Source organism: Streptomyces sp. NBC_00654, assembly GCF_026341775.1.
Classification (GTDB): Bacteria; Actinomycetota; Actinomycetes; order Streptomycetales; family Streptomycetaceae; genus Streptomyces.
Map to the genome: position 1 here is coordinate 1,106,936 of NZ_JAPEOB010000001.1, position 23,582 is coordinate 1,130,517.

The following is a 23,582-nucleotide window of genomic DNA, read 5'->3' on the forward strand; positions in this document are numbered from 1 at the left end:
CATGGGCGCCGGTCACGCCCACAAGCTCTACCGGCACGGACACTCACCCGTCCACGACCTGCCCCCGCACTGCAAGCTCGTCGCCGTCCTCTGCTTCGTCATCGTGGTCGTCACCACCCCGCGCGAGGCGATGTGGGCCTTCGCGCTGTACGCGGCCCTGCTCGGCGCCGTCGCCGCCATGGCCCGTATCCCCGCCGGATTCCTGCTGAAGCGGCTGGTCATCGAGGTGCCGTTCGTCGCGTTCGCGCTGCTCATGCCGTTCGTGGTGCCCGGTGAGCAGACCGAGGTCCTCGGGCTCTCCGTCAGCGTCCCCGGCCTCTGGGGCGCCTGGAACGTCCTCGCCAAGGGCACCCTCGGCGTCGCCGCGTCCGTGATCCTCGCGTCCACCACCGAGCTGCGGTCCCTGCTGCTGGGCCTCCAGCGGCTGAGAATGCCGCCCCTGCTCGTCCAGATCGCGTCCTTCATGATCCGGTACGGGGATGTCATCACCGGCGAGATGCGGCGGATGTCGATCGCCCGGCGCTCCCGGGGCTTCGAGGCGCGCGGAGTACGCCATTGGAGTGTCCTCGCCAAATCGGCGGGCGCCCTGTTCATCCGGTCCTACGAGCGCGGCGAACGCGTCCACCTCGCGATGGTCAGCCGCGGCTACACCGGCACCATGCCGGTCATCGACGAGGTGACGGCCACCCGGACCCAGTGGGCGTACGCCTCGGCGCTCCCCGTGCTCGCCCTCGTCATCTGTCTGCTGGGACGGTCCCTATGAACAGCCCCCCGTCCGCGGCCCCCGCGCAGCCCCTCTCGCTGGAGGTCAGCGGTCTCGCGTACGCCTATCCCGACGGCCACCAGGCCCTGTTCGGCGTCGACCTCACCGTGGCCCGCGGCGAACGGGTCGCCCTCCTCGGGCCCAACGGGGCGGGCAAGACCACCCTCGTACTCCACCTCAACGGCATCCTCGACGCGGGCGCGGGCACCGTGCGCGTCGCCGGGCTCCCCGTGGCGAAGCGGAACCTCGCCGAGATCCGCCGCCGCGTCGGCATCGTCTTCCAGGACCCCGACGACCAGCTCTTCATGCCGACCGTCCGGGAGGACGTCGCCTTCGGGCCCGCGGCGGCCGGACTGCGCGGCCCCGAACTGGAGGAGCGGGTCCGCCTCGCGCTCAAGCAGGTCGGCATGGAGGAGTACGCGGACAGGCCGCCGCACCATCTGTCGTTCGGGCAGCGCCGCCGTGTCGCCGTGGCCACCGTTCTCGCCATGCGGCCGGAGATCCTCGTCCTGGACGAACCCTCGTCCAACCTCGACCCCGCCTCGCGCCGCGAACTCGCCGACATCCTGCGCTCCTTGGACGTCACCGTGCTCATGGTCACGCACGATCTGCCGTACGCCCTGGAACTGTGCCCGCGAGCCGTCATCCTCAGCGAGGGCGTCATCGCCGCCGACGACCCCACGCGGGATCTGCTCTGCGACGGGGAACTGATGCGCGCGCACCGGCTGGAGCTGCCCTTCGGCTTCGACCCGCGCTCCGTATCCGTCAACGGGGGGTGACCCGCCACGCGTCCGGCACGCGGCGCGATGCACCATGGGGGGTATGAGCGGGAGCGCAGGAGCAGGCGTGGACGTACGGGGCACGGTGGCACCCGGATTCGAACCGGTTGGGGACGCTTTCGTCCGTAACTTCGAGCGGCGCGGGGAGCGCGGTGCGGCCGTCACGGTCTACCGCCACGGGCGCAAGGTCGTGGATCTGTGGGCCGGTACGAAGGATGTCGACGGCACCGAACCGTGGGCCGTCGACACCGTGCAGGTCGTCCGCTCGGCCGGAAAGGGCATCGCCGCCGCCGTACCGCTGATGCTGCACCAGCGCGGGCAGGTCGACCTGGACGCCCCGGTCGGCACGTACTGGCCGGAGTTCAAGGCGAACGGCAAGGAACGCGTCCTGGTCCGCCACCTCCTCGCCCACCGGGCCGGAGTGCCCGCACTGGACCGCGTCCTGACCCCCGCGGAGGCCGCCGACGGGGTCTCCGGGGCGCGGGCCGTCGCCGCCCAGCGCCCGCAGTGGGAGCCCGGCACCGACCACGGTTACCACGCCCAGACCTACAGCTGGCTCATCGGCGAACTGGTACGCCGGGCCACCGGCCGGACCATCGGCCGCTGGATCGCCGAGGAGATCGCCCGCCCGCTCGGCCTGGACTTCTGGTTCGGGCTCCCTGTCGAGGAGGCCCACCGCGTCGGCCGGATCGGCCCGGTCGAACCGCCGCCCGCCGAGGCCGGGGGCGGCATCCTGCGCGTGCGCCCCAAGCGCAGCGTCACCGAGGCCTACCGCGACCCGGAATCCCTCACCCGCCGGGCCTTCGGGGCGATCGATCCGTTCCCCGACGAGAACGACGCCGCCTACCGGGCCGCCGAACTCCCCGCCTCCAACGGCATCGCCACCGCCCGCGCCCTGGCCCGCTGCTATGCCGCGATGATCGGCGAGGTCGACGGCCACCGGCTGTTCGCCCCGGCCACGCTCACCCTCGCCCGTACCGAGGAATCCGCCGGCCCGGACCGGGTGCTGGTCGTCGGCACCCGCTTCGGCCTCGGCTACATGCTGCACGGCCCGGCCGCCCCGCTGCTGGCCCCCGGCTCCTTCGGACACCCGGGCCGGGGCGGCTCGCTCGGGTTCGCCGACCCCGAATCCGGCATCGCCCTCGGCTATGTGACGAACGGTCTGCAGAAGGGAGTTACCGCCGACCCCCGTGCCCAGGCACTGGTCAGAGCAGTACGGTCGGCCCTATGACTCCTTCCCGCTTCGACGGTCACCGTGTCCTCATCACCGGCGCCGGCCAGGGCATCGGCGCGGCGACCGCCCGCCGCCTGGCCGCCGAGGGCGCCGCCGTACTGGTCACCGACCTGGACGCCACCCGCGCGGAGAACACCGCCGAGCGGATACGCGCGGCGGGCGGCACCGCCGAGTCCCTGCCCTGCGACGTCGGCGACCGCCGGGCCGTCGAAGCGGCCGTCGCCCACGCCGTCACCGCCTTCGGCGGGCTGGACGTGCTGGTCAACAACGCCTTCTCGGCCGGTGCGGACACCCCGCTCTTCGAGGACGAGACGGACGAGGTCTGGCAGCGGGACCTGGACATCACCCTGACCGGCCCGTACCGCTGCTCGCGCGCCGCCCTGCCGCACCTGGTGGCCTCGGGCCGGGGCGCGATCGTCAACATCGGCTCGGTCAACGGCGAACAGGACTTCGGCGGCCACGCCTACAGCGCCGCCAAGGCGGGCCTGGCCAGCCTGACCCGCACCCTGGCGGGCCACGCGGGCCCCCGGGGCGTCCGCGTCAACCTGGTGGCCCCCGGCACGATCCGCACCCCCGCCTGGGCGGGCCGCGAAGCGGAACTGGACCGGATCGCCACCCTCTACCCCCTGGGCCGCATCGGTGAGCCCGACGACATCGCGTCCGCCGTCGCCTTCCTCGCCTCGCACGAGGCGTCCTGGATCACGGGCACGACCCTGCGCGTGGACGGCGGGCTGCTGGGCGTGAACACGGGGTTCCGGAGGGCGGTGGCGGAGGGGTAGGGGCGGCCGGGCGCGGGGGACCGGATCGCCCGGTACGTCGTGTGCGCCCGGAGCGGGGGCGGGTTCGCGGGGGCGTCCGCGTGTTCCGTGTGCTCCCTGCCTGACTCCGCACGCCCTAATTTGCCGACATCATGTCGGTATCTACTCGGGGCATGACCACACTCACCGGACCACCCTTACCGACCGTCGGCCCCGAGGGCGTCAACCCCTCGATCCGCATCGTGTCCCGCGACTCACCCATGGCCATCGGCCGCACCGATGTGATCACCGAGATCCTGTCCTCCGACGTGATGTGCCCGCCGATCGGTGCCGGAGTCCTCGCCCTGCAGTGCCGCGAGGACGACACCGCCCTGATCGGCGCCGTGAGCGCACTCGGTGACCCCGCCGCACACCGTGAGGCAACGGCCGAGCGGATGTTCCTCCACGTCCTGCAGGGGCATTGCAACAGTCCCATCGCGGGGTACGCCCAGGTCGAGCGCAACGGTGACCTGTCGCTGCGGGCCAAGGTCTTCACGCCCGACGGCAAGACCGTCCTCAACGCCCATGAGTGGGCCGGCCGGCTCGACCCGGCGACCCTCGGCACATCCGTCGCTGTCAGCCTGCTGCGTCAGGGTGCCCGGGAGCTGATCGACGGCATCGCGCACTGACCGCCCGTACGACTCGGGGGCCGGGGCCGGGCCAAGGGCCGGGGCGATGACAGCATGGAGTAATGACGACGAACCACGAGGAACCCCCGGAAATCCCCGCTCCGGACCCGGCGCCCCGGCCTTCCGGGGCCCCCGTCCACGAGGACCTCCTTGCGGCGAAGGCGCTGGTGTACGACCCGTTGGGGTTCGTGTGCTCACGGCCGGTGGCGGAGGCGGAGAGCGCCGAGTACGGGGCGTACGGATTCACCCTGGACGGCCGCTCCGTCAGGTTCCGCGCGGCCAGGACGACACCGAAGAAGGCCGGCCAGTTCGTCACCCTGTGGCAGAGGTCCGGGGACGGCCCGATCCGGCCCTTCGACGCCGAGGACGGCATCGACCTCGTCGTCATCAGCACCCGTGAGGGCGGGCACTTCGGGCAGTTCGTCTTCCCGCGCGAGGTGCTCTGCGAGCGGGACATCATGTCGAGGAACGGTACGGGCGGAAAGCGCGGGTTCCGCGTCTACCCGCCCTGGGCGACGACGACGAACCGCCAGGCGGGCAGAACGCAGACCTGGCAGCTGAACCACTACCTCCCCGTCGGGGAGGACGGACCGGCCGACACCGACCGCGCCCGCGCGCTCTATCACCCGTAAAGGCTGTCCCGGAACGGAACGGGCCACCGCTTTCCGCCGACGGCCGACTTGCCGTACACCCGGGCGCTCCGTCTTGCGACTGCCTACGATGGAAGGGGAGTTGGCCCACACTCCCCACGGGAATCCAGCACGTCGAAGGAGTCGGATGCAGCTCGCCCTGCGGATCGAAGAGGACCGGGACCACCGCGAACTGCTGGCGCTGCGCACCTGGCTGAACCGGTCTGACGACCTGCGCGGGCGGGCCGGCCTCGCACCGCAGGGGCCGCTCTCCCCCGGGGACATGGGCGCCGGCCTGGACCTGATCAACGTCGTCCTCGCGAACGGCATCGCCCTCGGCAGCCTCGTCACCGCAGTCGCCACCTGGCGCGCCACCCGCCCCGGCCGCCCCGCCGTACGCATCGAGGTGAACGGCGTGACCGTCACCGTCGACACCGACGACCCGGAGACGATCACCCGGGTCACCGAGGCACTGCGTGGCGACGGCTCCGCGGCCGATTCCTGAGACGTGCGCGGTGCTCCGGCACGGGGGCTCAGGCGCTGTTGCCCGTCAGCCTAGGAGAGCGCACCGGACGTGAGGGCCGACATGAAGGCACTCCACGCCGAGGCCGCGTAGAACTGGGTCCCCTCGTCGCGGCACTTGCTGTCTCGTACGGCACGCCCCTGGTCGGTCGTGCGGGCGACTTCGAGGCAGTTGCCCTGCTGGTCGGAGTAGGACGACTTGCGGAACGAGCTGGTGATCTCGGGGGTCACGATGCCTCTTTCGTATGTCCGGACGCTTCTTCGAGGATATGCCGAATGCGGTCGGCGCTCTCCTGCGGTGACAGTGCGGCCGAGCGCAGGAGGTCGAACACGTTGACGTAGAGAGCGAGATCTTCGGGAGCCTCCACCACGGTGGTGTGGGCGACGGTCTGCACTGTCACCGCTTCCACGATGGGTTCCACGCCGAACGAGAAGGCGGCGAACGCGCCGGACATCCCCGCGCTCTTGCTGGCCGCGCGGGGCAGGATCTGCACGGTGACGTTCTGGCGGCTCCCTGCCTCCAGCAGGCGGAGCAACTGGCCCCTGCACACTGTCGGATCGTGCGGCAACGAGGCTATGGCGGGTTCCCAGATGATCGCGGTGAAGTGGACGCCGCCCTGCTCGATCCTCTTCTGCCGTTCCTGGCGGACCTTCACCAGAGCGGCGACGGTCTCCTGGGCGATGAAGGTCGGGCCCGACGTGATGACCGATTCGGCGTACTCCGCCGTCTGCAACAACCCGGGGATGAGCGCGGGTTCCCACGACCGGATGTAGGAGGCGTCGCTTTCCAGGGTGATGTAATCCGCGTAGTCCGGCCGGACGGCCTCCTGATGGTCGACCCACCAGCCGCGCTGGTTACTCGTACGCGCCAGCCGCTCAAGCCGACTGCGTTCGTCCCCGTCCTGCACTCCGTAGCAGTCCATCAACGCCCGGACTTCCAGAGCGGAGGCCGAAACCTGTCCGCCTTCCAGCCTGCTCACCTTGGAGACCGACTTCATGATCGCTTCGGCGGCCACTGACTGATCCACGCCTGCGGCCTCCCGATGGCGCTTCAGGGCCGAGCCCAGCCGTCGACTGCGGACGGTCGGCCTCCCACCTGCGGGCATGTTGTCTCCTCTCAACGTGCCGCTCATCTTGCCGCGTTGGGCTGGAGCGAAGCCAGCCGGCGACTCAGCAGACAAGCCCTATCGCAAATTTGCGAGCGTTTCACTTGCAGTAGTTTGCTCACCACCTCTAACGTACGTGTGTGACGTCACGCACATGAGCGCGTGCTCTGCGTGATGAATGGTGCTCGTCAGGCGCCGCCGAAGTTCGGCGTGCGGTTCCTTCGGCTGGAACGCACGGGTTCCGAATCTTCGGCGCCCTTGGGCGAGCCGGGACAAAGAGGACCCCCGCGACCGCTGCGTGGTCCGGGGGCGTGGTCAACGCTTCGAAGGAGCGCCGACATGGTGGACCCTATCGTCCGGGCGTTCGGACGGCTTTTATGTCTCTTGCGCGGGGGGCGGCGTCACCCCTCAAATCAACAGCCCTCTCAACGAACCCTCGCTGGACAGCCGGGGACTGAACCCCCGCCTGTGCCTGGGCGCCGACTGATCATCAGTCATCGCGCCGTGGAGGTGACCCCAGGCCCCCGACCGGCTGACGGCCCGTACTCCCGTGCCGCGTACAACCGTTGGGAGCGGACCGAGAACCGGCACCGTCGAGCGCACCGTACGGTCCTCTGGCTCGCGTGCCAGGGCATCGATGCCGGGCCGCGCATCGTCCACGGTGTGGTGGTGGGCTGATGAGTGAGGTCAAGGAGCCGCCGGTGGTGTTGCGCTGGAGCCGCCATCCGCGCCAGGTGGGCCGCGCCCGTGCGGCTCTGCGTGCGGCGTTGGCCGCCTGGGGGCTGTCGTCCGTGCAGGACTCCGCCGAACTCGTCCTCTCCGAGCTGCTGACGAATGCCGGGCGCCATGCCCGGGTGTCGCCGGGGCGGGAGATCGAGACGCGCTTCATCCCGGTCGGGGGCGGGGTTCGTATCGAGGTGCACGACGCATCGGAGGCGCCGCCCGTCACGCGTCGTGCCGCGCCGGAATCCACGGACGGGCGGGGCTTGTTCATCGTGTCGGCGCTGGCGCGGAGCTGGGGTATCGGGGAGCGGAACGGGCCGGGCAAGTTCGTCTGGGCCCATGTGGTGGCCGAGGGGGCGAGCCGTGCGCGGTGAGCGTCAGGTACCCGCAGTGCGGGTGCGGCGCGGCGACCAGGTGCGCGTCTGGGGGGAGTGGCAGGAGGTGATGGGCAATCGCCTCGAACGCTACGCGACCGGCGGGATGGCCGTGGTCCTGGACTTCCTGACGGCCTACCCGCTCCGGATTCCGGCGGCGTCCATGGTGCTGGTGGCTGCCCCGGCGGACCCGGGACCGTTATCTGCCCCGGCGGACCTGGGGCCGTTGGCCGGGCAGAAGCCGAGGCTGTGCATGGCGGATTGGGCGGTACGTGCGGACGCGTCCGGTTCACCGGTCGTCGCGGCCGAGTGCGCCTCGTGCGGCGAGTTCTGCGAGCCGTCCCCGTCGATGTCCGCCCAGCCTGTGTGGTGCGTCGATCACGCGGAGCGGACTGGGCACACAGGATTCCGGCGGATCGTCACGGACTTCGTCCGAGTCTCCGGCGGCCACGGGGAGGGGGTGGCGTGCGATGAAGGGGTGTAGCCGTGTCCCGCCGCCGGGGTAGCCGTACTCCATGATCCTGCCTCGGCCTGTCCGCCCTCTTCCCGGCGGGCAGGCCGGGGCAGGCGGGTGGGACGCCGCGCAGGGGAACCGTCCGCCCCTGGTGATCTCGCGGCGTGACGCCGCTTGACCTTGTCACAGTGACAAGGCCTTCACTGTGGCCGAGGAGGTGATCCCGATGATCACGCCGAAACAGGAAACGGACGCCGTGCGAGCTCTCCAGGGGCTGGAGCACGGCAGCTCGTCAGTGCGGCTGCAGACAGCGCTGGCGGTCGGCACGAACCCCGACGCGCGGTTCATCGACAGGCTCATCGAGCGGTGCGCGATCGAGCCCGAGTTCTACGTTCGTGAAATGCTGACGTGGGCGCTCACCCGCCACTCCGCGTCACTTACGGTTCCGGAGCTGCTCGGTGAAGTCCGCTCGGAGCATGCGCAGGCTCGAAGCCAGGCGTTGCACACGCTGTCCAAGATCGGGGATCGGCAGGCGTGGCCGGCGATCACGCGGGCGCTGCTGACCGACGCCGACGACGAGGTGGCGCGAAGCGCCTGGCGAGCAGCGGTCGCGCTCGTGCCCGAGGGCGAGGAGTCCGAGTTGGCGGCGGTGCTGTCGACGCAGCTCGGGCGGGGCGAACGTGAGACGCAGCTGAGTCTCAGCAGGGCGTTGATCGCGCTCGGTGAGGTGGTTCTGCCCCCTCTTCGCGCTGCGATGACGCATCTCGAACCTCGCGTGCGGCAGCATGCGATCGCCACGGAACGGCTGTTCCGCGACCCGGATGCCGGATTCGAGTTCGCGATCGAGGAGGCGAAGCGCATCGTGGCCCTCGGCAGGACCGGCCAGGAGGAGTGACAGGCAGTGTTGATCGGCGAAGTGGCACGGCGCTCCGGGGTCAGCGCCCGCATGCTCAGGCATTACGAGTCACTCGGACTGGTGCGGCCGACGGGACGTACCGGGGCCGGCTATCGGGAGTACTCCGGCGAGGACATCCGGCGGATCTTCCACATCGAGAGCCTGCGGTCATTGGGGCTGTCGCTGCGTGAAGTCGGGCGCGCGCTGGATGATCCCGGCTTCTCGCTCTCGGAGCTCGTCGATGACCTCATCCGCCGGACGCGAGAACGCATCGAGGTGGAGACGGAGCTGCTCACGCGGCTCCGTCGGATCGGGGCCGCGGAACCCGCCGGCTGGGAGGACGTGCTCCAGAGCGTCGCACTCCTCCAGGCGCTGGGGTCGAAGAGCGCCGGGACGCGCCAGCGCGCGGCCCTGTCCGCGATCGAGGAAGTTCCGGTTCCGGTGGAAGCACTGGCCGAGGCGGCGCTGAGCGAGTCGGACCCGAACGTCGCCGGGGCCCTTCGCTGGGCCTTGGCGCGCTCGGGCGGTGGCGGATGCGTGCTGCTGGCAGAGGGGCTCGGCTCGCCGGTGGCCGAGGTACGGAAACGTGCTGTCCAGTCCCTCGCCGAGATTCCGAGCGGTGAGGCGACCGCAGTGCTGCAGGACGCCCTCACCAACCCCGACCTCGTGGTCCGCAGGTACGCGGCTCTGGCGCTCGGGGCACGGGGAGTGGCCGACGCGGTCCCGACGCTCATGGACATGGTCGTCGAGGAGACGCATGACGTCGATGCGGCCGATGCGCTGAGCGCGCTGGCGATCCGTCCCGCCTTGGCGGAACGGATCGCCACGGGGCTCGTCGATCGCCTCGCCCACGGCACCGCCGAATCGCCCGCACGTCTACGGCTGGCACAGGCGCTCGCGGATATCCCCGGGACCACAGCGTCACGTGCCCTCGCGGATCTGTCCCATGACGAGGACCGTGCTGTCGCACTTACCGCGGCGTACGTTCTCGGGATGCGCGGGTAGGGCTTGCCCGGCGGATCATGTGACTGCCGGACCATTGGCTCGTCGCAGGGTGATCAACGGGATCAGGGTGAGCATGGTGAAGGCTGACCACCCCGCCACGAGGTACCGCTGGTCACCTCGGCGGGTCCTCGCCCGTGAGCCCGTCGACGGATTCACGGATGAGGTCGGCGTGACCGGCGTGACGGGCGTACTCCTCGATGAGGTCAAGGAGAATACGGCGGAGGTTGGGACGTTCGCCGCTACGGGTGGTGCAGGCGCCGAGTTGGTCCAGCCCGCAAGTGCTGAGCGCCTCGTCAACGATGACACGGGAGCGGGCGACTGACTCCTGCCAGAGAGTGCGGAGTTGCTCGGGGGTGTCCTCCGCAGCGGAGCGGTAGTCCCAGTCGGGAGTGCTGTCCCAGTCGACGGTGTCCCAGGGAGCACCGACGGGGGAGCCGAGCCACAGCCGGGCGAAGTGACTGTCCTCCACGTGCGCCAGGTGCTTGAGGAGGCCGCCCAGAGTGATGGTGGACGTGCCGAGTGTGGCGCGAAGGCCGGAGGCGTCCAGGCCGGAGCACTTCCAAGCGAGGGTGGCCCGCTGCCGTTCGAGGGCGCCGAGGACGGCTGCTGCCTCGGTGCCGGCGAGTGGAGGTTCCGGCCATGCCTCGGTTTTGCTCTCAGTCATGGCCGCAGACCTTAGCGAACGGAGCTGACAGCGCAGCCGACGGGTGAGCTGCGACGAACCGGTCACTCGAACCACAGGATCCGCCGGACAGGCTCTCACCGTGCACGAGCTCGTCAGGCCGTGTATCGAACGGGCTGGTCGCCGGCGCGACACCTTCGGCGGACGACTCAAAATCGCGTGCGGGCTTCGCCCGGTCATGCTGGGATCAATCGCTATGAACGATCATTTCCTCAATGAAGCCGACTTGATGGACAGGATGGAACGGAACCTGGCGGAGCATGCCTGTCATCTGCATCGGAGTATGACCGGTGCGGCCGTCACGGAGACTGATGACCTTCTGGTCGCCGACAGCGGCCTGGACGACGACACTTTCAACATCGTTGCCGCGGCCCGCTTCACCGACGCCACCGCCCCGGCACGCATCACCGGGACCGCCCGGACCCTGGCCGGCACCGGCCGCCGTTTCTCCTGGTGGGTGGGGCCCGCCTCGACGCCACCGGACCTCACCGCCCGCCTGACGGCGGCCGGTCTGCCGGCGTCCGAACGCGAGACGGCCATGTGGGCCGAGCTGGACGACACCCTGCCACCGCCCGCCGCCCAAGGCCTGGACATCCGGACGGTGTCCACGCCCGAACAGCTCGCCGACTACGCCACGGTTCTCGCCGCGAACTGGTCCCCGCCCGCCGATACCGTCCGCCGTTTCTTCGCCCGTGCCACCCCGCAGGCACTGTCCGCGCACTGCCCGGCCAGCTACCTGGTCGGCTATGTGGAGGGCCGGCCGGTCTGTTCGGCCGAAGTGTTCCATCACGCGGGGGTTGCCGGTATCTACAACATCTCCACCCTGGCCGCCCACCGCCGACGTGGCCACGGCGGTGCCATCACCCTCGCCGCGCTCCGCACGGCGCGCGACCGGGACCACCGCATCGCGGTCCTGCAGGCGTCGGCCGACGGCGAGCCCGTCTACCGCCGCCTCGGGTTCCGCTCCTGCGGCGAGTTCACCGAACACGCCATCAACCCCTGAACCGCCCGAACTCCACTGGTTGGTGGTTGAACGGATCCGGGGCCGGCACCAAGGCCAAGGTAACCGTGTGGCTGCAAGTGAAGGACGGCGGCAACTGGAAGGGAACGGCACCCGTGGATCGAGAGGGCCAGTGCCGAGTACGACCTCGATGAGGGGGTGTTCCGCCTCACCGGCCTGCATGTGCTGGCGCCAGTACGCCTTGCCCCGGACAGCCGGTTCGATCTCGTCGCCGCTGCCGACTGGTTCGGTCTCGCTGATCGGGACGGCCGGGCCGACATGGTGGTCACGGTCTCGGCCGGGGAATCGGCGGGCCTGGGCGGGCGCGTCGCCGAGATCCGCGAATTGGCCCGGGAGCGCGCCTTCGGGCGAATGACCGTCGACGCGGTACCGGCAGGGCGGGTCGGGCAGAACGGGCTGGCTCCCCCACTGGCAGGTGAGCTCCAGACCGGTGGAATGCGGCAGACCATGGCCTTTTGCTGCCGCGCACGCGAATGGTCCCCGGACGTGGCTGCCTGGGCGACCGAGATCTTCGTCGATGCCCTTCGGGCCTCCGGAGCGGCGCACCCGGCCCTCATCACCGTCTCCGTACCCGACACTTTGCCGTAGTGGTGGCTCGCACGGCATGAACCGGCCCGCTCCGTCCACTCGCGGGCAGCGTCAACTCGTGTGCAGCATCAGCCCGATGCCCACCACCATCAGCCCGGCCGCAGCGATGCGCGGGGCGCCGAAGCGCTCCTTGAAGAACAGGGTGCCTATCGCCGCGCCCACGATGATCGAGGATTCCCGCAGTGCCGCGATCGGGGCGAGCGGGGCCTTCGTCTGGGCCCACAGGACCAGGCCGTACGCGGAGACCGAGAGGGCCGCGCCGATGAGGCCGCGGGCCGCGTACGGGCGTAGCTGTGGCAGGAGAGCGGCGCGGCGGCTCCAGAGCGCGTACGCCGGGATGGCGAGGCCCTCCAGGATCATCAGCCACGCGATGTAGCCGAGCGGGGTGCCCGAGGCGCGTACGCCGACGCCGTCCACCGTGGTGTACCCGGCGATGGCCAGGCCCGTGCCGAGGGCCGCCAGGATCGCCGGCCAGTGCGGGCGTTTCCCGGAACCGCGGATGCCCCACAGGGCGAGGCCGACGAGTCCGGCCGAGGCGACCGCGACGCCCGCCGTGGCCCAGGCGTCGGGGCGTTCGCCGACGAAGACCGCGGCCAGGACCGTCACCACGAGCGGGGCCGTGCCCCGGGCGATCGGGTACATCTGGCCGAAGTCGCCCAGGGTGAACGACCGCATCAGCAACAGCATGTACGCCACGTGCAGCGCGGACGAGACGAAGAGGTACGGCCAGGCCTCCGCCGCAGGGAACGGGACGAACAGGGCGGCCACCGCGCCGATCAGCAGGCCGCCCCCGGATATCAGGGTGAAGGAGACGAGCTGGTCCTTGATGGCGTGCGCGATGGCGTTCCACGAGGCGTGGGTGATCGCGGCCATGAGGACCGCGAACGCGACCAGAGGAGTCACTTGGTCTGCTCGCGCACATCGGCCACCGTGGCGCCCGCGTGGCCGATCAGCGTCGTGGGGTCGAGCGGGAACACCGTGTGCGGGGTGCCCGCCGCCGCCCACACCACCGCGTGGTCCAGCAGCCCGCGGTCGGCCAGCACGCGGGTCTTCCGCACATGGCCGAAGGGCGGTACGCCGCCGATCGCGTACCCCGTGGTCTCGCGGACCAGGTCGGCCCCGGCGCGCTTGACCTTCCCGGCGCCCAGTTCCTTCCGTACGAGCTCCACATCGACGCGCGAGGACCCGTCCATCAGGACCAGGACCGGTACGCCGTCCGCCTCGAAGATCAGCGACTTGACGATCTCGCTGAGCTCGCAGCCGACCGCCGCGGCCGCCTCGGCGGCGGTGCGGGTGGCGTCCGGGAACCGGCGTACCTCCACCTGGAGGCCCAGCTCGCGCAGCGCTTCGGCGAACCGGGGGTGGGCATCGGAGGAGGCGGCGGACGGGGAGGCGGCGGTCGCGGGCGCGGTTTCGGGAGTGCTCATGTGCTGCACGCTACTGAACCGCGCCGGGCGGGCACCAGACGGATTCCGGAGTATCGCACTCCGGACGATTTCGGTGACTTCCGGTCAAAACCTGGCCGGATAGATGCCCGTGCCAACCCGGAATGGCCGGGCGCTCCACAGGGCGGCCACCGCGCCGATCGGCAGGCCCGCCCTCTCCGATATTCAGGGAGAAACGAGACGAGCTGGTCCTTGATGGTGTGTCCGAACACTCAGGACTGCCGGCAAGACCGTAGGGCTCAGGTGGAAGCCCCGTCCGACGCCTCGGGCAGAAGCGCACGGACGGGGCGGTCTCGCTGATCAGCCACTTGTGGGGACGTGCCGTTCAGGGGTGTCCAGCCACGGAGTCTCACCTGTGGCCGTGACCGTCAGACCGAGTCGTTCCGGGCCGGGACGGTCATGCAGCGCCCACCAGTCGTGCGCCGCTTCCACCTCGTTCCAGAGCCGACGGCGGCCTTGCTGCCACACCGTCCACTGGGTGTCGGACTTCCCGTCCCAGTCCACGGCAGCCCACGACGTGGCATCGGTCGTGGCGAGCCACAGGCGGGATGCCACCCCTTCCACGTCCGGGTTGTCGTGCCACGTCCACCACACGTCACGGAGCTGCAGCCCCATGGCGAACCGTGCGGCGAGTTCCTCCCCGGCCACCTGCCACGGCGGCAGGATGGTGGTCGACTCGTCGGGCTGGTGGTCGTCGCGCACCACGTCCCGGAAAATCCGCAGGTTGGTCCGCTGCTGCCGCATGAGCATGAACGCACTGTGCGGAGAGAACCGGCCCGAAGCCGTCCCACCGTCGTCCACGGTCAGGCGCAGCAGTCCGTAACAGATCCACGGCGACTCCCACGGAGCGAGGATGACGCCCCCGGGCTTCACCTGCGTGAGCCACGGGCGAGGGACGGACCGCACGGAACACGTGGCCACGAGCCGGTCGTACGGCGCGCCGTCCGCGTGTCCCATAGCGCCGTCCCCGGCGATGACTTCCACGCCGAGCCCCGACTTCCGCAGACAGGCCTGGGCTCTGGACGCCAGCACGGGGTCCACTTCGACGGTCGTCACGTTCTCCGAGCCGGCGACGTGGGCCAGGAGACCCGCGTTCCACCCTGTTCCGGTGCCGATCTCCAGGACTCGTTGTTCCGGCGCCACATCGAGCATGTGCAGCATCCGGAACACGATGGACGGAGCCGAAGCGGATGACGAGGCCCACCGATCTCCGTCCGCGGGCTCCTCGCCGTCGTTGATCTGCGTCACTACGGAGTCATCGACGTACACCGCCCGAAGCCACGCCTCCGGAGCCTTGGTGCGGTCGCAGGGCACCAACTGATCACCCAGATAGATGCGTTCAGGAACAAACGCGGACCGGGTGACGGACCATGCCGCTCGCTCCCACTCGGGGCGCAACGGCGTATCCATGTCGTTGTTCACTGCTCCGAGCAGATCACGGAGGGCGATCTGCTCGGACGCTGCGAGATTCGGTGTTGTCACCTACTCGTCCTTCTTGTGCTTCGGCGGGTCCTTCGGCTTGGCCGTGTCGCTCGACGGCTTGGACGTGCCCGGGTCCTTCCCCCCGGAGTGCTGCCCGCTGCCACCGCTTCCGCCCTTTCCCGTTCCCCATCCCATGCCGTTGCTCCTCTTGTTGGTTGCGGACTATCTGCGGAGTCTCGGAAGTCTTGGGGCGCGCGGGGAATGCCCCCGACCCCCGGCCGGCCGGGACCACTGGTGACAGTCCTCACCAGGGGCCGACGATGCGAGTCGACGCTAGAAGGACGCCTGTCCGGGGCGCTACGAACTTGCACGGGTTTGCACATCAATTCCCCTGGCCGAGAGCGGTATTGACGCTGTACCCGCTGTTCGGCGAAGCTCGTGCAAGCCCGAGCAAACCCGAGCAAGCACCTGGATCAGGGAGCCAGCCATGGCCGTAGAGTTCGTCGGTATCGATCCGAACACCGACCGGGATCACTGCCCGACGGTGTGGGCGGACACGGAAGCTCAGGAGATCTTGTTGCAAGGATGGAAGCCGGACGCCAGGGCTCAGGCCCAGTGCGAGGCGACCAGCCCGGCGAACGGATCGGTCCCTGAGGGCGAGGCCATCGTGCGGCTCCCCGCCCGCATGATTCCGGTGATCAGGGAGGCCTGCGATGCCGTCGAGCGCGCCCGGCTTCGCTGAGCTGCTCGGCCGGTGCGAGCGGTCGGCCGTCCACCTGGAGATGCGTGACTCGTACGCGCCCACCGACCGGTTCGACGCATGGCGGCGCGGCGTGCGGATCAACTGGGAAGACCGGGAGTCCTGGTGGCACCCGTACGACCAATTGATCACGGACTCCGTGGCACGGGGTGTGTCGATCCGTCGGGCCCGCATCGTCTCCGAGCCAGTGACGGAGTACATCCGCTGGGAGCATTACGTGACCCACGCGAACGTGACGGCGGGGGAGGAGGTCCGATGGCTACCGCGACGACGGGCCACGGACATCGCCCTCCCGGGAAACGACTTCTGGCTCTTCGACGGTGAGCTCCTGCGGGTGCACCACTTCTCAGGGGACGGCGCGGTGGTCGAGGATGAGATCACCTCGGACGAGGAGACCGTGAAACTCTGCTCGTCGGCCTTCGAAGCCGTCTGGCAGCGAGCGGTTCCGCACCACCTGTACGCGATCTGACGAAAGCCGGCTCCATGCCCCCGCACCCTTCACCGAGCGTTCAGCAGGCACGCGAAGAACTGGCGGGCCGACTGCGCGATCTCCGTAGGGATGCCGGAATCAGCGGGCGGGAGCTGGCCGTCAGGTGCGGCTGGTCGGACGCGAAGGCATCGCGTATCGGAAACGCCAGAACGCCACCGTCCGACGCGGACATCCGGGCATGGTGCCGAGCCTGCGACGCCGACAGCCAGGCGCCGGACCTGATCGCGGCGAACAGGCAGTCCGCGGACTCCCACGTCGAGTGGAGACGACTCCAGCGCACCGGCCTCCGCCGGGTGCAGGAGTCCACGGAGAGCCTGTACCAGCGAACCAGTCTGTTCCGGGTCTACGTCTCCGACGTGATCCCCGGATTCCTCCAGACGCCCGGGTACGCCACCGCCCTTCTGTCCTCCATCGCGGAGTTCCGAGGGGCACCCGACGACGTGACCGATGCCGTCAAGGCCCGGATGAGGCGTAACGCGGTGCTGACCAACGGTGCACACCGGTTCTCGTTCGTTCTGGAGGAATCGGTCCTGCACTATCGGCTGTGCACGGTCGAGACCATGGCCGCGCAACTGGGCCATCTCCTGGGAGTCATGGATCTCCAGAACGTGGCCCTGGGAATCCTGCCGTTCTCGGCCCGACGAGCAGTGTGGCCCATGCCGACGTTCACGATGTTCGACGATGCCAGGGTGCACGCGGATGGTTTGGACGCCGCGTCCACCCTCACACAGCCGAGTCAAGTGGACCTGTACGCACGGGCCTTCGGGCGCCTTTCGCAGGGTGCGGTGCGGGGGGCCGTCGCGCGTGCTCGCGTGGCGTCCGCCCTGGCTGCGCTTGGGTAGTCCGTGCTCGGCGGCGGGCGCATGACAAAAGCCCCCGAAATCGTCGCCCTGGCGTGGTGACAAGTGCGGGGAGTCACGGCATCAGCCGTTCAGCGCGCCGGTAAGGACCGCCGCGGCGGTTTGGGGCGCGGTTTCGGGAGTGCTCATGTGCTGCACGCTACTGAACCGCGCCGGGCGGGCACCAGACGGATTCCGGAGTATCGCACTCCGGATGATTTCGGTGACTTCTGGTCAAAACCTGGCCGGATAGATGCCCGTGCCAACCGCGGCTCCCTGGCGCGGCGTCGGTGGGGTAAGGGCCCATGGGTAGTACGACAAGGGGGGAAATCTTGTTGCGCGTCCATTTCACCGGCCGGGACCTGGAGTACATCCGCATCGCCCGCCGCCCTGACCCGCTGTGGGAGATCGTCTGCAGCGTCTGCCGATTACAGACCAAGGAAGGGCCGCTCGTGTTCGGCCCGTGGCGGCGCGCGGTCGCCCCGAGCCTGAAGGGTGACGCGGCCGCGCGCGGTGCCGCGCTCGCCCTGCGCAGCCTGGTGCCGTTCGGCCCGTACTTCCCGGACTTCCTGACGCCCGCCGTGGACGGGGGCACCACCGACCTCCGGCAGGGCATCGAGGGAGTGCTCTCGACGCCGCGACGCCGCCTGCGCGACGAACTGGTGCTGCTGGCGGAAGGCGGGGAGAGCGCGGTCACGGGGGTGCGGGTGCGGCCGTTCGCCGGGGCGGAGCTGGCCCGGGGCGACACCACGGCGCTACGGGCACTGGGCGGACTCCTGAGCTCCTACGACGAGGTGTTCGTCGCACCGTTCCAGCACCGGATCGACGAGGCGGTGGCGCTCGACGTCGCCTGGCGGTCCCGGGAGTTGTCGGTGGGCGGGACCAGGGCGCTGCTGGGCACCTTCCGGCCCATGGCCCGGTGGAGCCCGCCGGTGCTGGAGGTGGAGTATCCGGTCGAGAGGGACCTGTACCTCGACGGGCGCGGCCTGCTCCTGGTGCCGTCCTACTTCTGCTGGCGCATGCCGATCACCCTGGTCGACGACGCGCTGATGCCGATGCTGGTCTACCCGGTGGCCAAGTCCGTCGAGCGGCCCGTCGACAGGCCCGCCGGTCCGGAGGGGGCGGGGTCCGTGTCCTCCCTGGCCAAGCTGCTCGGGCCGACGCGGGCCGCGCTCCTGCACGAGGTGGCGGCGCGCGGCTGTGCCACGACGTCCGAACTGGCCGAAGCCGTCGGCTCGTCGCTGCCCAACACCAGTCAGCAGCTGGCGATTCTGCGCGAGGCCGGGCTGGCCTCCAGCCGCCGGGAGGGCCGGTTCGTCCTGCACATCCCCTCGCCGCTGGGCCTGGCGCTGATCGAAACGACCAGCCCCTGACCCGGCCTCGATCCGGCCCCTGGTCCGGCCCTGATCTCCCGACGATTTCACCCCGATGAAAGCGTGCGGCGCCCGGGGCGGCTCCGGGGCCAAGCTCTTCCCATGCCGGGCGTCACGGCAACGGAAAACGTTGCGGGGAGGGCGTCCGGAGGGCCGACGGCCATTCCACAGGGGAGTGCGGTGTCCACCGGGCACGGCACAGGGAAGGATCGATATGCGTAGGTTCGTACGAGCAGCAGCGGCACTCACGTTCGCGGCGGGGGCCGTACTGGTGACGGGGGCGGGTGCGCAGGCCGCCGACGCCGGCACGCAGGCCGTCACGGTGCACGGGTGCCGGTCCGGGTACGTCTGCGTCTACCCGAAGGCGTCGTGGAACGGCGACAATCCGGAGCTTGAGTACTGGGATTACCGCGCCTACAACCTGGTCAACCACACCGGGATGCACCGGGTCTTCAACAACCAGATCGACGGGGCGACCGCACAGCTCTGCAAGAAGTACGACGGCGGCGACTGCGGCACCAAGGGGTTTCCGGGCCAGTACATCGACGCGGACCTGACCCCGATCAACTCGATCAAGCTGGCCCCGTAGCGGGCCGGTTCACCGTCCGGCGGTGAAAACGGGGTGACATGGGGGCGAGGGGGTTTCTACCCTCGCCCCCATGAGCATGGGTGGGACGCTGCTGAACGTCGTCGATGTCGAAGCGACCTGCTGGGACGGGCAGCCGCCGCCCGGCCAGGTGAGCGAGATCATCGAGATCGGGCTCACCGTCGTCGATCTCCGCGCGGGCGAACGCCTGGCCAAGCACCGGCTGCTGGTCCGGCCCGCCAGGTCCCGGGTCAGTCCGTTCTGCACCGAGCTGACCGGGCTGACGCAGGCCGAGGTGGACGCGGGCCCGTCCTTCGCAGAGGCCTGCCGGCTGCTGGCCACCGAGCACCGGACCGGCGCGCTCCCGTGGGCCAGCTGGGGCGACTACGACCGCAACCAGTTCACCCGCCAGTGCCGCCACACGGGCACCGAGTACCCCTTCGGTCACCGGCACACCAACGCGAAGGTCCCCTTCACCTCTTCGTACGGGCTGCGCAAGCGTCCCGGCATGGCCCAGGCGCTTCGGACCGCCGGCCTCCCGCTGGAGGGCCGCCACCACCGGGGCGACGACGACGCGTGGAACATCGCCGCCCTGGTGCTCGATGTGGCGGGACGGGGCGACTGGCCGGAACCGCGGGACTCGTGGGACGTGGGGGACTCGCCGGTCCCGTCCGGCTGACCGGGCCCCGGTCTCCTGTCTCTGACCCACGGTGCAAAGTAGCCGTCGCTCCCTTGTCCGGGCCCGTTGCTTCGTGGTCGGCCACCTCGTTGGGCCGAACGTGTTGTCGGCGGAGGGGGAGCGTTCATGCGCCGGGAGTGGTCCTCCGAGGACGTGGTGGCTCGGGTTCCGCCCCGCGACCCGCGCGGACGAGGAACGGCTGACCGCCTGGCTCGCCGATGACGTCTGCCCGGTGGAACTGGTGCAGGACCGGTTGCGCGGGGCCCTCCTCGTGCAGTGCCGCAGTGACCGCATCGAGCCCCCGGGCCGTGTCGAGCGGATCGTGGCCACGGCACGGGCGGACCGCCTCTTCTGCGCGCAGACCGTCGCGCGTCTGGGCGAGGTGTGCGCCGACCGCCTCCTGGCGCTGGTCGTGGAGGGCAACGAGGACGGCGCCGCGCTGGCCTCGCTGAAGCGGGACCCGGGCGCGGTGGGGCTGGACTCGCTGCTGACGGAGATCGTCAAGCTGACCACCGTACGGCAACTCGGTCTGCCGGACGGGGTGTTCGCGAACTGCTCGGAGAAGCTGGTGACCGCGTGGCGGGCGCGCGTGACCCGAGCATCGACGAGAAAGCGGCCGACGACGAGAACAGCTGACCGCTTCCCAGCGGTCAGGTCGTTCTGGTCGCTACTCGGCCTGCAGGACGAAGAACAGGAAGCACAGGAAGCGCGGCTCGGCCGCGATGGCCTCGGGGAACATCTCGCGGGCGGCGGGATCAGGATCCGGCTCGCTGATACCCGTTATCCGGAAACCGGCCCCGATGAAAGCCTCGATCATCGCGTGCAGCGGCCTGTTCCATCTGCTCACCAGAGCGGTCTGGCCGCCCACGGTCCACTCTACGGTCCATTTGGTGGTGTCGAAGTAGTTGCACTCGGCCTCGCGACCGGCCTCGCGGTGTATGAGGTTGATGGCAAAGGGATGGTCGACAGACGCGATCAGCCGACCGCCGGGCCTGAGTATGCGTCGCAGCTCGGCCAGCGCCGGCCCCCAGTCCTCCAGGTAGTGCAGCACCAGGGACGCCGCTACATCGTCGAACGTGTCATCAGCGTAAGGAAGCGGGCTGCCCAGGTCCGCCACCTGCAGGTCCGTACCGTCGCCGAGCCGCTGCCGAGCCAGCTCCAGCATCCCGGCACTCGTGTCGAAGCCACTCACCATGGCGCCACGGTCGCGCAGCGCGGCAAACAGGGCCCCCGAGCCGCAGCCCGCGTCGAGGATCCGCCGGCCCGCCACGTCGCCGGCGAGGGCCAGCATCGCGGGCCGCTCGTAGTAGGCATTGACCAGGTTGGTTTCGTTAGCGGCCGTGTACGCCTCGGCGAAGCTGTTGTAGTCGTTGGTCTTCGACGGATCCACACTCACCGCGGACGGCGAGACCAGCCTGGTGGAAATCGCGTGCTCTTGGCGCTCGCTTGAGATCATGGTGCGGGAGACGTGCGCTGCAGCAGCTCGGTTCCTGGCTGCGGCCAACTGCTGCGCCTCCACCCGCGCCACCATCCGCCCCGAGTTGGAGGCGGCCGTCAGACTCGCCGGGGAGATCCGTTCCTCCGGCGTGCACGTCACCCTCGTCGTCCACGAACACAAACGGCTCGGCCGCGGCATCGAACTCGTCATGCTCGCCGAGGAACTGAAGGCGAGCGACGTCGGCCTGGAATTCCTCGCCGGGGAGCTGGAGGGCTCGCACGACCCCTCCGGCATCGTGTTCACCGTGCTGGCTGCCATGTCCGGCATGGAGCGCGAGTACATCCGCGACCGCACCCTCGAAGGCCACGAGTCCGCCCGCAACCGCGGCAAGACCATCGGCGGCGCCGGCGTCACCGACCCCGACATGCTCTCCATGGCTCTCCACCTGCGCGACGAGAAGGAGATGAGCCTGCGCGACATCGCCAAGCGGCTCGTCATCACCACGGGCACGAAGAAGGGACAGCACCCCTCACCCGCCACCGTCATGCGGATGCTGCGCGAACACGACGAACAGGCGGCAGCACTGACGAGCGCCTGACCGCTGCGACCCCTGTCGCTACTTTGCACCGTGGGTCAGAGATAGGAGACCGGGGCCGACCGGGCGGGCCTGCCGGACGGCTCAGCCGCCCGCGCGCAGTACGTCGGCCACCACCGGGCCCGCCGCGTCGCCGCCGTGGCCGCCGGACTGGACGACCGCCGCCGCCGCGAGGTCGTTGCTGAAGCCGGTGAACCAGCTGTTGGACGTGCCCTGTCCGTCGACCTCGGCCGAGCCCGTCTTGGCGCCCTTGTCGCCGCCGACCGAAGCCATGGCGTCCCGGCCCGTGCCCCAGGCCGCCGTGGCCCGCATCATCGTGGTGAGCTGCTGGGACACATGCGCGGGCAGGGAGCGGGAGGCCGTGGCGAGCTGACGGTTGTCCAGCGACTGCGGGACGATGACGGGCTGGCGGAAGGTGCCGGTGCGGGCGGTCGCCGTGATGGACGCCATGTTGAGGACGTTCATCTGGACGGTGCCCTGGCCTATGTACTGGGCCGCGGCCACGCCGCCGGTCTCCTCCGGGACGCTGCCGTCCGTGGTGACGACGCCGGTCTTCCAGTCCAGGCCGATCCCGAAGACGTCCCGGGCCTCCTTGGCGAGGGCGGCGTCGTCCTTCACGTCATCGATCAGCTTGATGAAGGCCGTGTTGCAGGACCGGGCGAAGCTCTGGGTGAAGGTGCTGCCGTCCGGCAGGTCGAAGTACTTCAGGTTGTGGAACGAATTCCCCTGGTACATCACGTCCTTGGGACACTCGGCCGCGCCGTTCGCGGTGGCGAGGCCCTTCTCGATCAGCAGCGCGGCGGTCATGATCTTCAGCGTGGAGCCGGGCGCCTGCTTGCCCTGGAGCGCCACGTTGAACTCGGTCACCGGGTTGTTGGCCACCGCGCGGATCGCGCCGGTGGAGGGCTTGACCGCGACCACCGACGCCTGGCCGAACTTCTTGACCGCCTGTTCCGCCGCCGCCTGGGCCCCGGCGTCCAGGGTGGTCCGGAGCTTGCCGGGCCTGCCCTTCGTCACGGTCAGCAGTGTCCGGTCCGGGGCGTTCGCGTCGGCGCTCTCGATCCAGGTCTCGATGCCGGGCGTGCCGCCGGCCGTGGAGCCGTACTTGGTGCGCAGGGTCTCCAGGACCGGCCCGAGCGACGGGTACTTCTCCTTGGTCAGCACCTTGTCGTTGCGGTCGACCGCCTCGATCTGCGCGAGGGAGGACTCGCCCGTCCTCAGGGTCGCGCCCTCCGTCAGCTGCGGATGGACGACGGAGGGCTCCCAGTCGACCAGGGCCTTTCCGGTGGTCACACCGCGCACCACGGTCAGCTCCGAGGCGTACGACCAGGGCTTGGTCTTACCTTTGTAGGAGATGGTCGCCTTCACCGTGTACGGCACCTTGGTGCCGACCGCCGGGCCGGGAGTGATCACGGCCTTGCCGACATGGGCGTCCTCGGCGAATCCGGCGAGCAGCGGCTCGGCGGCCGACTCGTTGTTCGTGAGGGCGGAGGCGCCCTTCGCGTCCCCGGCCGCCCACGCCGTGAGGAAGTCCTCCGACGTCCCGGTGATCTCCGCCTCGCTGAGCGGCCCCGTCTTCACTTCCTGTGACGCGGTCCTGGACGATCCGGACCCGGCATCCGTACCGCCGTCACCACCCCCGAGCATGCTGTACGCCCCGTAGCCGATGCCTCCGGCCGCCAGTACGAACACTCCGCCGACCACGGCGACCTTCGCTCCACTGCGCATCCGTGCAGTCCCCCTCCCCAGGAGTC

At 70.1% G+C, this 23,582-nt stretch carries 28 protein-coding genes and 1 pseudogene; 20 read left to right on the plus strand and 9 right to left on the minus strand.

Annotation, left to right across the window (positions count from 1 at the left end):
- Position 1: 1 nt before the first annotated feature.
- The 7 genes and pseudogenes from cbiQ to OHA98_RS04840 all read left to right on the plus strand — a co-directional run bounded on the left by cbiQ (position 2) and on the right by OHA98_RS04840 (position 5,336).
- Positions 2-763 carry a cobalt ECF transporter T component CbiQ gene (gene cbiQ / locus OHA98_RS04810; RefSeq protein WP_266922850.1) on the plus strand — a complete coding sequence of 254 codons (762 nt, stop codon included), beginning with the start codon at positions 2-4 and terminating at the stop codon, positions 761-763.
- The gene (locus OHA98_RS04815) at positions 760-1,542 is read left to right on the plus strand and encodes an energy-coupling factor ABC transporter ATP-binding protein (protein ID WP_266922851.1); all 783 of its coding nucleotides are present in this window, start codon (positions 760-762) and stop codon (positions 1,540-1,542) included. The genes cbiQ and OHA98_RS04815 overlap by 4 nt, the downstream gene beginning before the upstream one ends.
- A gap of 67 nt (positions 1,543-1,609) precedes the next feature.
- On the plus strand, positions 1,610-2,773 hold the full coding sequence (locus tag OHA98_RS04820) for a serine hydrolase domain-containing protein (protein WP_266927718.1): 1,164 nt from the start codon (positions 1,610-1,612) through the stop codon (positions 2,771-2,773).
- Positions 2,770-3,555, plus strand: coding sequence for an SDR family NAD(P)-dependent oxidoreductase (locus OHA98_RS04825; RefSeq protein WP_266922852.1), 786 nt, complete (start codon positions 2,770-2,772; stop codon positions 3,553-3,555). Before OHA98_RS04820 ends, OHA98_RS04825 begins: the two co-directional genes overlap by 4 nt.
- Before the next feature lie 245 nt (positions 3,556-3,800).
- Positions 3,801-4,202 (plus strand): annotated as a pseudogene (locus OHA98_RS04830) (hydroxymethylbilane synthase); the annotation flags it as partial.
- A 62-nt stretch (positions 4,203-4,264) separates the two neighbouring features.
- Complete coding sequence (locus OHA98_RS04835; protein WP_266922853.1) at positions 4,265-4,834, plus strand: MepB family protein; 570 nt, start codon at positions 4,265-4,267, stop codon at positions 4,832-4,834.
- 145 nt (positions 4,835-4,979) lie between these two features.
- Complete coding sequence (locus OHA98_RS04840) at positions 4,980-5,336, plus strand: hypothetical protein (protein WP_266922854.1); 357 nt, start codon at positions 4,980-4,982, stop codon at positions 5,334-5,336.
- Positions 5,337-5,386: 50 nt separating this feature from the next.
- On the opposite strand, the gene OHA98_RS04845 is transcribed toward OHA98_RS04840, so the two are convergent.
- Positions 5,387-5,584: a DUF397 domain-containing protein gene (locus OHA98_RS04845; RefSeq protein ID WP_266922855.1), complete on the minus strand. Its 198-nt coding sequence runs from the start codon at positions 5,582-5,584 to the stop codon at positions 5,387-5,389.
- A complete protein-coding gene (locus tag OHA98_RS04850) occupies positions 5,581-6,534 on the minus strand; it encodes a helix-turn-helix transcriptional regulator (RefSeq protein ID WP_323179517.1) in 954 nt (317 codons plus the stop codon). The genes OHA98_RS04845 and OHA98_RS04850 overlap by 4 nt, the downstream gene beginning before the upstream one ends.
- A gap of 602 nt (positions 6,535-7,136) precedes the next feature.
- Here OHA98_RS04850 and OHA98_RS04855 point away from each other — a divergent pair.
- From OHA98_RS04855 to OHA98_RS04870, 4 genes are all read left to right on the plus strand, one after another.
- A complete protein-coding gene (locus tag OHA98_RS04855; protein ID WP_266922856.1) occupies positions 7,137-7,556 on the plus strand; it encodes an ATP-binding protein in 420 nt (139 codons plus the stop codon).
- A complete protein-coding gene (locus OHA98_RS04860; protein WP_266922857.1) occupies positions 7,546-8,040 on the plus strand; it encodes a hypothetical protein in 495 nt (164 codons plus the stop codon). Before OHA98_RS04855 ends, OHA98_RS04860 begins: the two co-directional genes overlap by 11 nt.
- 196 nt (positions 8,041-8,236) lie before the next feature.
- Positions 8,237-8,905, plus strand: a complete 669-nt coding sequence (locus tag OHA98_RS04865; protein WP_266922858.1) for a HEAT repeat domain-containing protein — start codon at positions 8,237-8,239, stop codon at positions 8,903-8,905.
- A 6-nt stretch (positions 8,906-8,911) separates the two neighbouring features.
- Entirely contained in the window at positions 8,912-9,910 is a 999-nt protein-coding gene (locus OHA98_RS04870; RefSeq protein WP_266922859.1) for a HEAT repeat domain-containing protein, read from the plus strand.
- A gap of 112 nt (positions 9,911-10,022) precedes the next feature.
- Here the strand turns inward: OHA98_RS04870 and OHA98_RS04875 are convergent, their stop codons facing one another.
- Positions 10,023-10,574 (minus strand): DinB family protein, encoded by a 552-nt coding sequence (locus tag OHA98_RS04875; RefSeq protein ID WP_266922860.1) that lies wholly within the window; start codon positions 10,572-10,574, stop codon positions 10,023-10,025.
- Positions 10,575-10,830: 256 nt separating this feature from the next.
- Between OHA98_RS04875 and OHA98_RS04880 the strand changes: the two genes are divergently transcribed.
- Positions 10,831-11,595, plus strand: a complete 765-nt coding sequence (locus OHA98_RS04880; RefSeq protein WP_266927721.1) for a GNAT family N-acetyltransferase — start codon at positions 10,831-10,833, stop codon at positions 11,593-11,595.
- A gap of 156 nt (positions 11,596-11,751) precedes the next feature.
- Positions 11,752-12,201 (plus strand): hypothetical protein, encoded by a 450-nt coding sequence (locus tag OHA98_RS04885; protein ID WP_266922861.1) that lies wholly within the window; start codon positions 11,752-11,754, stop codon positions 12,199-12,201.
- A gap of 51 nt (positions 12,202-12,252) precedes the next feature.
- Here OHA98_RS04885 and OHA98_RS04890 read toward each other — a convergent pair whose 3' ends face one another.
- The 4 genes from OHA98_RS04890 to OHA98_RS04905 all read right to left on the minus strand — a co-directional run bounded on the left by OHA98_RS04890 (position 12,253) and on the right by OHA98_RS04905 (position 15,263).
- Positions 12,253-13,104 (minus strand): DMT family transporter, encoded by an 852-nt coding sequence (locus OHA98_RS04890; protein WP_266922862.1) that lies wholly within the window; start codon positions 13,102-13,104, stop codon positions 12,253-12,255.
- Complete coding sequence (locus OHA98_RS04895; RefSeq protein ID WP_266922863.1) at positions 13,101-13,628, minus strand: YbaK/EbsC family protein; 528 nt, start codon at positions 13,626-13,628, stop codon at positions 13,101-13,103. Before OHA98_RS04895 ends, OHA98_RS04890 begins: the two co-directional genes overlap by 4 nt.
- A gap of 318 nt (positions 13,629-13,946) precedes the next feature.
- A complete protein-coding gene (locus OHA98_RS04900) occupies positions 13,947-15,128 on the minus strand; it encodes a methyltransferase domain-containing protein (RefSeq protein ID WP_266922864.1) in 1,182 nt (393 codons plus the stop codon).
- Positions 15,129-15,263 (minus strand): hypothetical protein, encoded by a 135-nt coding sequence (locus tag OHA98_RS04905; protein ID WP_266922865.1) that lies wholly within the window; start codon positions 15,261-15,263, stop codon positions 15,129-15,131.
- Positions 15,264-15,555: 292 nt separating this feature from the next.
- Between OHA98_RS04905 and OHA98_RS04910 the strand changes: the two genes are divergently transcribed.
- The 6 genes from OHA98_RS04910 (at position 15,556) to OHA98_RS04935 (ending at position 19,795) form a co-directional block, all read left to right on the plus strand.
- Entirely contained in the window at positions 15,556-15,810 is a 255-nt protein-coding gene (locus tag OHA98_RS04910) for a hypothetical protein (RefSeq protein ID WP_266922866.1), read from the plus strand.
- A complete protein-coding gene (locus OHA98_RS04915) occupies positions 15,782-16,297 on the plus strand; it encodes a DUF6879 family protein (RefSeq protein ID WP_266922867.1) in 516 nt (171 codons plus the stop codon). Before OHA98_RS04910 ends, OHA98_RS04915 begins: the two co-directional genes overlap by 29 nt.
- Before the next feature lie 14 nt (positions 16,298-16,311).
- Entirely contained in the window at positions 16,312-17,160 is an 849-nt protein-coding gene (locus tag OHA98_RS04920) for a helix-turn-helix transcriptional regulator (protein WP_266922868.1), read from the plus strand.
- Between the two features lie 329 nt (positions 17,161-17,489).
- Positions 17,490-18,530 carry a helix-turn-helix transcriptional regulator gene (locus tag OHA98_RS04925; RefSeq protein ID WP_266922869.1) on the plus strand — a complete coding sequence of 347 codons (1,041 nt, stop codon included), beginning with the start codon at positions 17,490-17,492 and terminating at the stop codon, positions 18,528-18,530.
- Between the two features lie 214 nt (positions 18,531-18,744).
- Positions 18,745-19,119, plus strand: a complete 375-nt coding sequence (locus OHA98_RS04930; RefSeq protein WP_266922870.1) for a hypothetical protein — start codon at positions 18,745-18,747, stop codon at positions 19,117-19,119.
- A 70-nt stretch (positions 19,120-19,189) separates the two neighbouring features.
- Complete coding sequence (locus OHA98_RS04935) at positions 19,190-19,795, plus strand: 3'-5' exonuclease (protein WP_266922871.1); 606 nt, start codon at positions 19,190-19,192, stop codon at positions 19,793-19,795.
- 667 nt (positions 19,796-20,462) lie between these two features.
- Here OHA98_RS04935 and OHA98_RS04940 read toward each other — a convergent pair.
- Positions 20,463-21,251, minus strand: coding sequence for a class I SAM-dependent methyltransferase (locus tag OHA98_RS04940; RefSeq protein WP_266922872.1), 789 nt, complete (start codon positions 21,249-21,251; stop codon positions 20,463-20,465).
- Between OHA98_RS04940 and OHA98_RS04945 the strand changes: the two genes are divergently transcribed.
- Complete coding sequence (locus OHA98_RS04945; RefSeq protein ID WP_266922873.1) at positions 21,250-21,831, plus strand: recombinase family protein; 582 nt, start codon at positions 21,250-21,252, stop codon at positions 21,829-21,831. The genes OHA98_RS04940 and OHA98_RS04945 overlap by 2 nt on opposite strands.
- 81 nt (positions 21,832-21,912) lie before the next feature.
- Here the strand turns inward: OHA98_RS04945 and OHA98_RS04950 are convergent, their stop codons facing one another.
- Positions 21,913-23,556, minus strand: a complete 1,644-nt coding sequence (locus OHA98_RS04950; RefSeq protein WP_266922874.1) for a penicillin-binding transpeptidase domain-containing protein — start codon at positions 23,554-23,556, stop codon at positions 21,913-21,915.
- Positions 23,557-23,582: the final 26 nt, after the last annotated feature.